This is a genomic window from Scytonema sp. PCC 10023, assembly GCF_963920835.1.
Taxonomy (GTDB): Bacteria; Cyanobacteriota; Cyanobacteriia; order Cyanobacteriales; family Nostocaceae; genus Kalymmatonema.
The window spans coordinates 58,506-69,380 of record NZ_CAWUDP010000060.1; the positions used below are offsets into that span (position 1 = coordinate 58,506).

At 43.9% G+C, this 10,875-nt stretch carries 8 protein-coding genes and 1 pseudogene; 3 read left to right on the forward strand and 6 right to left on the reverse strand.

Features of this window, described 5'->3' with window-relative positions; translation table 11 throughout:
- Positions 1 to 26: 26 nt before the first annotated feature.
- A pseudogene (locus tag ACM0OZ_RS30390) lies at positions 27 to 297 on the forward strand (DUF5331 domain-containing protein); the annotation flags it as partial.
- Between the two features lie 839 nt (positions 298 to 1,136).
- Here the strand turns inward: ACM0OZ_RS30390 and ACM0OZ_RS30395 are convergent.
- Both ACM0OZ_RS30395 and ACM0OZ_RS30400 read right to left on the reverse strand, forming a co-directional pair.
- Positions 1,137 to 2,207: a YgfZ/GcvT domain-containing protein gene (locus tag ACM0OZ_RS30395; protein ID WP_414586562.1), complete on the reverse strand. Its 1,071-nt coding sequence runs from the start codon at positions 2,205 to 2,207 to the stop codon at positions 1,137 to 1,139.
- A 177-nt stretch (positions 2,208 to 2,384) separates the two neighbouring features.
- The gene (locus ACM0OZ_RS30400; RefSeq protein ID WP_414586563.1) at positions 2,385 to 2,615 is read right to left on the reverse strand and encodes a hypothetical protein; all 231 of its coding nucleotides are present in this window, start codon (positions 2,613 to 2,615) and stop codon (positions 2,385 to 2,387) included.
- Positions 2,616 to 2,816: 201 nt separating this feature from the next.
- Between ACM0OZ_RS30400 and ACM0OZ_RS30405 the strand changes: the two genes are divergently transcribed.
- The gene (locus ACM0OZ_RS30405; RefSeq protein WP_414586564.1) at positions 2,817 to 5,186 is read left to right on the forward strand and encodes a dynamin family protein; all 2,370 of its coding nucleotides are present in this window, start codon (positions 2,817 to 2,819) and stop codon (positions 5,184 to 5,186) included.
- 4 nt (positions 5,187 to 5,190) lie between these two features.
- On the opposite strand, the gene ACM0OZ_RS30410 is transcribed toward ACM0OZ_RS30405, so the two are convergent.
- Both ACM0OZ_RS30410 and ACM0OZ_RS30415 read right to left on the reverse strand, forming a co-directional pair.
- Entirely contained in the window at positions 5,191 to 5,313 is a 123-nt protein-coding gene (locus ACM0OZ_RS30410) for a hypothetical protein (RefSeq protein WP_414586565.1), read from the reverse strand.
- Between the two features lie 158 nt (positions 5,314 to 5,471).
- Positions 5,472 to 5,957: a hypothetical protein gene (locus ACM0OZ_RS30415; RefSeq protein ID WP_414586566.1), complete on the reverse strand. Its 486-nt coding sequence runs from the start codon at positions 5,955 to 5,957 to the stop codon at positions 5,472 to 5,474.
- A 163-nt stretch (positions 5,958 to 6,120) separates the two neighbouring features.
- Here ACM0OZ_RS30415 and ACM0OZ_RS30420 point away from each other — a divergent pair, with 163 nt between their 5' ends.
- Positions 6,121 to 8,133: a protein kinase domain-containing protein gene (locus ACM0OZ_RS30420; RefSeq protein WP_414586567.1), complete on the forward strand. Its 2,013-nt coding sequence runs from the start codon at positions 6,121 to 6,123 to the stop codon at positions 8,131 to 8,133.
- A gap of 573 nt (positions 8,134 to 8,706) precedes the next feature.
- On the opposite strand, the gene ACM0OZ_RS30425 is transcribed toward ACM0OZ_RS30420, so the two are convergent.
- The gene (locus ACM0OZ_RS30425) at positions 8,707 to 9,255 is read right to left on the reverse strand and encodes a hypothetical protein (RefSeq protein ID WP_414586568.1); all 549 of its coding nucleotides are present in this window, start codon (positions 9,253 to 9,255) and stop codon (positions 8,707 to 8,709) included.
- Positions 9,256 to 9,481: 226 nt separating this feature from the next.
- A partial coding sequence (locus ACM0OZ_RS30430) for an SdrD B-like domain-containing protein (protein ID WP_414586569.1) occupies positions 9,482 to 10,875 on the reverse strand: 1,394 nt, incomplete at its 5' end.

The window sequence follows — 10,875 nt, forward strand, 5'->3', positions numbered from 1 at the left end:
TTTTGACTGAAGCGGGACATTTCATGATGAATATTCAGCAGCTACGTCATTCTTTGAAACTTAAGTGGGTGAGTTACTATGACAACAACCGTTCGTGGCTGGAAAAAATGCGAGTTTGGGGAACTTACGATGGTCAGCGTCGTCCTTGCTCTAGTTTTATTTTGGCAACTGTGTCTGTTTTAGAGCCACAACTTGAAGAAATTTTTCCTTTCATTTTGGAACTGAACAACGATCCAGATCAGATTGTTGCAGCTTTAGGTCTTAACTTTAATCCTGAGGAGCATTTAGATTTAGTAGAATCAGCTCATTCTCTGGTTGAAAACGAGGTTAAGAATGAGTCTTGGCACCAGACGTTGCCTGAGTATCAACCTTTAACGCCCAGTGTAGTTGACACAGAAGTGGAAAATTCACGGGTGGAGAACCTCTCTCCAAACCTCTCTCCTGCAAGGAGAGAGGCTTTAAATTCTCCCCATTCCCTCTTAGGGAAGGGGGTTGGGGGGTTAGCTTTGGCGTTGTTTCCACATGACCTCAAAAGCCAAGTATCATCTGTTGCACTGACTAGCGAAGTTCCTCCGCAAACGCAAACCGAGAGTCAACCTTCGACTTTTAGTGCAATTGTCACTGAAGTGGAAAACAACGGTAAATCTGTAGAATCTGTTGCAGTTGCTAGCACTCAGGTGGAAAGCAAAAGTAACTCTCTTGGTTTAATAACTACAACTACAACAACGCCGGAAAGCAAAAGTCAGTCCATGCCTTTGGCTGCATTTTTTCATAACAAGGTGGAAAGCAAAAGTCAATCCGTGGCATCTGTTAGCCATGCTACACGGCGGGACAGGAAAAACAAACCCAGATCATTGCTTGCAGTTGATACTTCTGATGGGGAAAGTAAAAGACAACGTATGGGATTGGCTGCGTTCATTGCTAGCAAGGTGGATAGCAAACCTGTCTCATCTGTTCCCTTTGCTACACAAGTGGAAAGAAAAGGTAGGCTTGTGACCACTCCACAAAAAAATGCTCATAACCAAGTGAATCCACCACCTGCTAGTACGAGTCATTTGGCTAATTGGATAGATGACTTTTGTCAGGGTGTGGGATGCGATCAAGAAGAAACACCTTTTATTGGATAAAACCACTGATCACAACTGTGGGTAATCCTGAGAAACAAACGGGATTTCTGTGACTTCGCCTTCAACTTCTCCTACATAAACTTTCAAACCTACACCACCAGCCTTGCTGCGGATGTAGCCAAGCCCAAAGTGACCATCAAGGGTTTTTGTGTAACTGGTCAGTTTGCCAACTTTTTCATCTCCGATGGTAATTGGACTTCCCGGTTCGGCTGGAGCATTTAAATGAATGCCCCAAAGGTGCTGCTTTACACCTTTGTAAGTGTTTAAACGGGCGATGGTTTCTTGTCCAATATAGCAACCTTTATTAAAGGAAATAGTTTGCCACAAACCCACTTCCAAAGGATTGTAATCCTCGGTAAGTTCCTGGTCTGGAGTCGGGCGTCCCTGTAATATTCGCAACGTTTCCCAAGTGCGATCGCCTATCGGTACCGCCCCAGCTTCAACAATTTTGCTCCAAAGTTGTTCTTTATCAGCAGCAGGCAAAATCAGGGTGTATCCAGGGTAAGCTAAGCCACTTCCCACGGCGACAAGAATCTCCCCTGTGTCCCCCCCGCTAGCGGGAACCCCCCCTGTGTCCCCCCCGCCAGCAGGAACCCCCCCTGTGTCCCCCCCGCCAGCAGGGGGGATGGAGATGTGATTGCCATAAGGTTGACCGATAATTGCTTCAGCCCCTAGCTTTTTTACGACAGCATCACTTTCTGGCCCAATGAGGGTTAAGGTGGCAGTTTCGTCAGTGATATCGGTCAATTGCACCTTGTCAGCAAAGAAGATGTAACGATCCAGCCATTGCATCAAAAACTCGCGGCGGTTAGGCGAAGCCAGCAACAGTACAGCATCTTCCAGGATGTATGCTGTTACCAAATCAAGAGTGCGGGCGGTAGAATTCACAAAAACTGTATCACAGCCTTGTCTTGGTTTGAGGCTTTGGAAATCGTTGGTGCTTTGGTTGTGCAAAAAACGGAGGCGATCGCCATCCGAAACTTTGATGCGTCCCCAGTGGGAGCGATCGTATACTGCAACAGAGTTTTGTGCTGCTTGGATCGCCGCTGCGTCGTTGGTGTCAATGGCAGATGTAGGCATGGTGAAATCTTTAGGTGCCGCTAGGTTATGGGCATTGAAAATCTTAGCAAATATGGCTTTGCGGGTTCAATGCGTTTGTGGGTTGGGGTAGAAAAGTTGCTGGTTCTTAACCTAACGATTTGTTTCCGCTTGAATTTCTTGAATAAATTTTAAAACTTCTTCTTCCGATTGAATGTGTCATGCTAACAGTTGCGCCGTTGATTCAAGCAACCGTTTAGAGAATAATTTAGCTAAGTTTTGGCGCAAACCCTGCCCGATATAAAAGTTGAGTAAGGCTTCAGGTGAGATATCTTTACTATTAGCTACTTTTTTTAGCGATTCCAATGTGTCTGTCGGTATCCTTATCGATACTCTTTCTGCTGGGTGGGGTTGCAAATGTAGTTCGAGTTCTTCTTTAGGCTTGTTCATATAAATGACTTTTTACTTAAAGCTAAAAGGTGATTTGTGTGGACTTTAGAACCTTGCATTTTCTATAAAGATAACCTGACGTAGTGTCTGGTAAAGTGCGATCGCCTTTTTTCCGCAGCGATTCCACTGAGAAGAATCTTTTCTTTGTTCAATTCAACTGTACGTGTTTTGGTTACTCTTTTTATCAAACGTCTGATAATTATGTCCTTTGAACAGTTCCAAGCAGCACATGAAAGTATCTACAGCACTGGTACACGGCTATTACAATACCTCGAGGAAATTCGTCAAGGTCGCTTTAGTGAAGGAGACAGTACCAAAGGTTTGCAGAGTGTTGAGGATGACATCAACAAAGCCCTACACGCATTAAAAGAGCAGAAGTATCAGGTTGCTGTGATTGCGGCAATGAAGGCAGGTAAGAGTACCTTTTTGAATGCCGTAATTGGTGCTGATGTTTTGGCTAGTGAAACAGCAGCGTGTACAGTCTGCCGTACAGATGTCCGACATATTGAAGCTGGGCAAGTTCCCAGACTTTTAGAATACCGAGAGGGACAAAGACGACCTATTGTTATTGCTGAGGGTGACGCTGGAGAGATTCAGCAGAAATTTCTGGTACGTACTCGCGAGATTCGGGAGAAACATAATCCTGACAATACCACACGTTTTGAGATAGAGCATCCCATTGAAGCTATTAGCGAACTCTCATCCTTATCTGGTTTCACTTTAGTTGATACTCCTGGTCCAAATGAGTGGGATGCCAACTTCAACACAGTAGCACTCAAGCAAACTGCACTAGAAGCACTGCGAACCTGCAATACGATTTTGTTCGTTTTAAATTACGCTTCCTACAAAGACAATGCTGTTTCACATTTGTTTAAGGATGTAGTGGAGAATCGCCAAGAAATTTTAGCCCAGAACACAGGCAAGATTTACTTCATCCTTAACAAAGTCGATCAGAAGACTGAAAAAGACCGAGATATTGCTGATGTCATAGAGGATTTGAAACGGGAGTTAGCTAGCTTTGGATTTCCAAATCCACTTATCTACCCTGCCAGTTCTAGACAAGGACTTTTGGCAAAACTTATCGCTCAAGATAAGGCAAGTCAAAGTCAGCTAAAGGACTTTAAAAAGTTTTTCAGCGCCAAATACGCCATTGAAGATGAGGAAGGCAACCAGATTATACCTGCGCCGCGTAAGATTGCACCCCAAGCTTTAGAAGATAGTGGTATTCCTACTATTCAAGAAACAGTGATTCAAACCATCACACAGAATGCAGGTTGGAATCTTTTGAGTGAGGTTTTATTAATACTTAATAAGGCAGCAAGGGAAATTGAGAATTCACTGAATGGACAGATGACTGGCTGGAATACCAAACTTGAACAACTCAAACACATAGTTGAAGAGTATCGTAGGCGGTCTGAGTCTGCTAGAAAAAAGGTTGAGGCTGTCAAAGAATCTGTAAATAAACGAGAACAGGAGTTAATCAGCAGATTTAGCCAAGGAATCAGCGCCTTTGCTGAAGGTACTAAATCCAAGATACAAAATGAAATTGACGAAATTGCCGATTCTAGAGTTACTAAGTCTGCAAACTCCGAAGTTTATCAGAAGGCTGAACCACAGGCAAGCCAAGAAATTCTCAGTAATAACATGAGTCTAGCTCTCACCTTACCTAATGCTGTTCCTCTACTAGGTGGCTTTTCAATTTCCTTCAAGGTGCAACGTCCTCTAGTGGAAGCTGTTGGGAGAGTTATTCCAAAACACTATGAGAGTCCTGAGTATTCTCAATATAAAAGTTCTGATCCATATAAAATTAGGGTTGATGCCGAAGAAGAGGCTCAAGAAATTGAACGCACTATTAACGAATTTTGTACTCCTCACATCCAGAGTTGGTGGTTAGATACACAAGATGAACTTGTTAGAGAGGGTACACGGATTCGACAGCAATTGGTACAAGAAATCCAAGAACAAATTCAAGATGTATCTAATGAACTATCTAGTTATCTAGGAGAAGCTTTGCAAGTTGAACTAAACATTACTCCTATTCAGTTTCCCAGTTTTGAGTTTGAAGGCATTGATGCCCAAATCCAATATCAAGTTGAAGTGTATATGAGGTATAAAAAAGAAAATGAAAATCGCCCAGAACTAAGAATGCGACTAGGTGATAGCTTATGCAAGCCTGTTGAATTTTACATAGAATCAGTCCCATATGAAGTTGACATCCAAGTAGAAGAAAAGCATTCCTTCTACGAAGTTGACTTGCGCGAAACAGCACAAGCAATCAAACTAAAAATAGATAATCAAGCATCTGGAAGCCGAGAGCTTCTACAGCGAGTCATTGAAAAGCAGCTTAAAGCGGATTTTAGTAGTGCTGAAAAGCAAATAAACGACTATATCAACAGGTTTCAATCTTTGTTTGACCACTTGCTCAAAGAACGGGAAACGAAGGAAGAAGAGGCTCCTCAGATTCTTGCAATGCTTGGCTCTCAAAAAGCAACGCTGAATGAATATCTACGTGAATTGACAGCTATTCGAGCATGTTTAGATACTTGGAAGCCAGTACAGGTAGTCAGGTAGGCGGCTAGGTAACTTGCCACCCCATACTAGCTGCAAAAGCGATCGCCTTTTTCACCTCTTCTGTTAGCCTGCTAATCACAGCTTTGTTTGTATAGCCCGAGAATTCTATTCTGCAGGCTTTGTTCATCTAGCCCCAGAATGCCATTCTGCGACCTTTTGATGTACAGCATCAAGTCGGAAACCTCACGGCACTTTTTACCGTCTTTGTTGATCACTGGCAATGAAAGTCCTGAGTGCTAAATCCTAAATAATTTGCATTTAGTACTCAGGACTGTTTTGGTGAATTTACTCTGGTAAATTTGCAAACACTTGTTCAACTAACTCCTTTGTCTTAACCTCTAAGCGTTGCCAGTCCACCTCGCCGTTTTCATCGATTAAACTCGTATCAATGTTAACTGTTTCATTCCCCGGTATGTATTCACGAAAACACACTTGATAACACAATTCCCATAAATCTATACTGATTTGTTGCTCTTGACGCTGTAGACATAAATGGTATCCTGGATGGGGCATTGGCAGACGCGAGAGTGTTTCTCTGATTTCCAAAGCTTGCTCCGGTGTTACGGCTTCCAGGTCTTGCAGGAGCTTGGTCACGATCGCTTTGGTTTCATCAGTAGTGCCAGTAGGCCAAATCAGGACATCTTGATAAGTCCCCGTCCAGGTAGATACATCAAGCAACTTGCGAATATTATCGACAACGCGAATGAAAGCAGGTTGCATGAGCAGTTCTGCCTGCTGCCATGCTACTGAATTGCTAATTTTAGGTGGCATTGGAATTAACAAGGGCTATTGAAAGAAAAATTAACAATGTGTATTTATTAAAAAACTACGTTTTACATCCAAATCTTTTCTCAAGATAGCGGATTTCATTGAGAAAAATTTGGAGATATTTATTACCCTCTTTAAAGTTGGGTGTTATCGCTGGGGAGTGAATATGATAGGCAAATTACTGGATCATCGTTACAAAGTTATTAGAGTCCTTGCTACAGGAGGATTTGGGGAAACCTACATTGCCGAAGATACCAAACGACCGGGTAATCCCATTTGCGTTGTCAAGCACCTTAAGCCTGCTAATTCCGAGGCAAAAATGTTTGACACTGCTAAGCGTTTGTTCCAAATTGAAGCGGAAACTCTAGAAAAACTGGGCAACCATAACCAGATTCCTCGGCTTCTAGCTTACTTTGACGAAAACCAAGAATTTTATTTAGTACAAGAATTTATTGAAGGGCATCCCCTAAGTGAGGAACTGCATGCCAATCAGCGCTGGAATGAAAGCCAACTGACTGGTTTGCTGCTGGAAGTTTTAGACATTCTGAAATTTGTCCACGGACAGGGTGTGATTCACCGCGACATCAAGCCGGATAACATAATCCGTCGCGCCTCGGATAACAAACTCGTTCTTGTAGACTTTGGAGCTGTTAAACAATTGCGAGTGCCTACTGGATACGCTTCGCGAACACAAATGTTTACGGCTGCGGGTCATCACTCTGCGACTGTAGCTATTGGCACTCCTGGCTATATGCCTACGGAACAAGGTCAAGGCAAACCCCGCCCAAACAGTGATATGTATGCTCTTGGCATTATTGCCATTGAAGCGCTGACGGGAGTCGCGCCAATGGATTTGCAAGAAGATCCTCACACTGGGGAAATCCTTTGGCAACATCTCGTACCTGTAAGCAACGCCTTGGAAGCCGTCTTAAGCAAGATGGTGCGTTATCATTTCAAGGATCGCTTCCAGAGTGCATCAGAAGCACTGCAAGCATTGCAGCCCCTTTCCTCAAGGTATAGACCCGAAGAGTACTCAAACACTCCCAGCTACCAAATCATCAAGTCCTCATCTTCTGCCTTATCTCCACAGTCTCGACAAAAAACGCTCGCAGTTGCTCCGGCAAATCTTGTCGCCCAACCAGTAGCAGCAGTAACTCCTAAATCCACGCCCAAAGGTTCTAGTGGACCTGACTTATTACAGCTATTAATCCTGGCGGTTTTGGTTGGTGGCGCTGCAGTTGTTACCCCAACTGTGGTCAAGAACGTTCAAGGTTTGGCTTCCGATTTTGCTATTAATAACGCGAACTCACATAGTGACGCGATATTAGCACAAAACTGTTTAGCTATTGTCAAGGAAAATTCTAATATCCGTTCTGAGCCAAGTCCTATTAACGATGATTCTATTGTAGAAACTGTTACTAAAAATACTAAATTTGAGGTGACAGGTATGCGGACAAAACGCGGTTGGGTGCAGATTAAACTTGATCCGACACAGAAGGCTTGGGCAAACTCAGAAGTTATCAAAAATAACGAAGAATGGGTTTCTTGCCTACGAGACAAGGGCATTGCAATCAAAACATTAGATGATAATAACTTGATTGCCGATCGCCCAGATCCTAAGCCAAAAACAAAACCTGTAGTTGATGTACCAATTTCATCGTCACAAGAGTCAGAACAATCAGGACAATCAAAACCTTTAGCTTCTGATGACAACGGTTCCCAGGTTGTGGAAAAAGCCAAGAATAAGTACGAATCAGGAGATTTACAAGGTGCGATCGCGCTGTTAAAAACAATAACTTCAAATCCTGCTGCTGTCAAAGAGACAACAGAGATGATATCTCACTGGCAGCAAGATTGGACTAAAGCAGAAGCTTTATTTAAAGACCTCGACACAGCATTTGCTGAGGGACAATGGGATAAAGTATTGGCTTATAAAGACCATCCAGAAAAATTACCCAATATTCAGTACTGGCGAAAGAAAGTAGAGCCATTATTTCAACAAGCTGCTGATAATTTAGCAAAACAACAGCTTCCTGAATTAGGGAATTTTCAAAATTACAAGAAACCCAAAGTGGAACATCCAAATTCCAGTTTGGATAATCAACATGACACTACAAATAGTTATGATTATACCGATATTTTTGAAGAGGAAATTCTAGAACTAGAAAACAAACTGTAATAAAAGCTATCAATCAACGTTGGGTTGTTGCTAATATAGCGCTTCTTGTTTGGATGAAGTAATTATTTATCTGTGTCCCATGAGTGGTTCTTATTTCTTGATGTATTGCACTCAACACTAGAACCCCCCGGCACTCTCCTCTCCCCGATTCTTGGGGAGACTACAGGGAGATTTTATCGTAAATTAAAGGGTCTAAGACCCCTACGTCTATAGGTAGTACGCCAGATGTCTCAAGTAGGGAAACCATGAAGGCAGAACCGGCACGAGGGAAACCCCTTCGGGTTCGCCAGTCGCCTACGGAGGGAGACCCTCCTGCAGCGCTGGTCTCACCTCCCGCAGTGCTGCCTCACCACGACACTGGCTCCTCAGTTACATAGGGGGTTTAAATCCCCCTATGTAACTGTCTTTCATTTTGAATTAAGAATATCGCGAATTTTGAATTGTTAAAAGGCGCGCCTTCATACAGAATTGGTATTAGTTGTTAGCTATTAGTAAAAAGCTAACAACTAACAACTAAGATTTAACAATTAGCAGTCAATCTCTCTATACGATTCCATACTAAAGGTTGTCGAGCTATTTTTTCGGTTGTGCGGGGACACTCTGCCGCTCTAAAGCAGCGGTGAAGAAGTAAACTCGGTCACAATATTGGCTTTGACTAGTACAAACAGCCTCGATAGCAACGTTGCTGGCATTGCTAACATCAAATGCTAATGAAGTTTGCTGTCCAGGGGCAACAGTACGGGTTTCAGCTTGGTTCCCATCTAAGTAAACCTTCACTTCAACCCCTGGACTTTTTGTATCATTGTCACGTATTCCAAAGCCCAGATTGAGGGTTTGAAACGGGGGTTTAGAGCTCTTTTCTGGCTTGATGTTACAAGTTAGAGAAGCAGAACGGTTACCTGGTCCAAGGTAAAACCTGCTAGTATAAACTGCTCTACCTATAGAAACATCAAGGTTCTCCTGACGAACAGTGCCAAGTCCGCTGTTTACACATTTACTATTTAGCAGCGAGACAGGACGCTGTGCCCGTTGTGCTTGAGCAATTTTCCCTCCAAAGGAGAATAAGGAGGACAATACTAAGGCACTGGTGAGCACTGAACTGATGAACTGAGTTTTTTGCATTGCAATTAAATAAAGTAGTTCGTAAGGATTCAGGCGAAAACAAAGATAATAATAATACCTAATTGACTTTCAATTTTTTTGTATGCTCAGAAGCAGGAAACTCGTTATATGAAGTTGGGTTACTCGTGGACGCTGATGGGGTGATGGGGTGAAATTCTAAATTTTGAATTTCTCCTAAATGCGAATTTTGAATTGATTCTCCCACCTCCCCAACAAACAAAACGCTTTAATCGACTCTCACACGGAAGCGAACAAAAGCGGGGTTTCCGCTGCTCGTATTAAAAGTACCCAAATTGACAATCACCGCACCTTTATTATTTGTTTGGCTTTGGCAGGTATTACCTGCAGGCAAAGGTGCCAAAGGTGATAAAAATGTTCCTTGATCTGCACCGTTACCAGCCCCAGACACGGAAATACCGTTGTTGTTATAACTTGTACCATCTGGAATTAAGTCGCAGAACCTGACATTGTTCACTCCTTGAGCAAGGAAATAGATTGTGTACTCCACTTCATCGCCGCTTTGCACAGGGGTCTGTAGGTCGAGAACACCACGAACAGGCTGTGACTGGTTGATTTGATTGTCATCATTCCCAGGACCATCATCAAAGGTGGTGAAGTTAGCGCCTGGGATGGGCTGACCATTTCTCAACACGTTGGTAATTCGCTTCACCAACAGCAAATTCGTTCCCGCTGCTCCTAAAGGGGAAAGTCTCAAACCAAAGTCAGCCGTGTCGATATTCTGACCCGGTGATAAGGTGATCGTACTAGGCGGAGTCAAGGAGGGAGTGGAGCCAGGTGGAGGATTGGAGACGACGACTCTATAGCTGCCTGCAGGTAGATTAGGTATGCTGTATCTACCGTTGTTATCGGTAGTAGCGGTGCGGGTAATGTCATCTGGTGTGCCAAATTGACCATCCGGTCCTGCACCCGTCAAAGTGATGGTGATGTTAGGAATGCCAGTGTCCCCTTCGTCTTGAGTGTTGTTACCATTTCTGTCGTTGAAAACTGTATCGCCAATTCTGCCAAGTTGTTGCTGTGTAAAGCCAAAATCAGCCGTGTTTAAATTCTGACCTGCTGCTAGGGTAATAGTAGCGGGTGGAATTTGGCTGGGGGACAAGCCATCCGGTGGGTTAGTGACGGCGACTCTGTAGCTTCCAGGGGGCAGATTGGGGATGCTGTATCTGCCGTTGTTATCTGTGGTAGCAGTGCGGGTAATGTCGTCGGCTGTGCCAAATTGACCGTCCGGTCCTGCACCTGTTAAGGAGATAGTACGACCGCTGATTCCAGGTTCTCCTGCGTCTTGGACGCCGTTGCCGTTGGTGTCGGTGTAGACTGTATCACCAATTGTACCGGGCTGCGCGAAGCCAAAATCAGCCGTGTCTAAATTTTGACCTGCTGCTAGGGTAATGGTAGCGGGCGGAGTTTGAGTGGGAGACAAGCCATCTGGTGGGTTTGTGACCGTCACTCTGTAGCTTCCAGCGGGCAAATTGGGGATGCTGTATCTGCCGTTGTTATCGGTGGTGGCGGTGCGGGTAATGTCGTCGGGTGTGCCAAATTGACCGTCTGGTCCTGCACCTGTTAAGGAGATAGTACGACCGCTGATTCCAGGTTCTCCTGCGT

Coding starts and splice junctions, on each gene's coding strand:
- ACM0OZ_RS30410 (WP_414586565.1), bottom strand. CDS start 5,313: ATGAACAAAGCCTGCAGAATAGAATTCTCGGGCTATACAAACAAAGCT.
- ACM0OZ_RS30395 (WP_414586562.1), bottom strand. CDS start 2,207: ATGCCTACATCTGCCATTGACACCAACGACGCAGCGGCGATCCAAGCA.
- ACM0OZ_RS30420 (WP_414586567.1), top strand. CDS start 6,121: ATGATAGGCAAATTACTGGATCATCGTTACAAAGTTATTAGAGTCCTT.
- ACM0OZ_RS30415 (WP_414586566.1), bottom strand. CDS start 5,957: ATGCCACCTAAAATTAGCAATTCAGTAGCATGGCAGCAGGCAGAACTG.
- ACM0OZ_RS30425 (WP_414586568.1), bottom strand. CDS start 9,255: ATGCAAAAAACTCAGTTCATCAGTTCAGTGCTCACCAGTGCCTTAGTA.
- ACM0OZ_RS30400 (WP_414586563.1), bottom strand. CDS start 2,615: ATGAACAAGCCTAAAGAAGAACTCGAACTACATTTGCAACCCCACCCA.
- ACM0OZ_RS30405 (WP_414586564.1), top strand. CDS start 2,817: ATGTCCTTTGAACAGTTCCAAGCAGCACATGAAAGTATCTACAGCACT.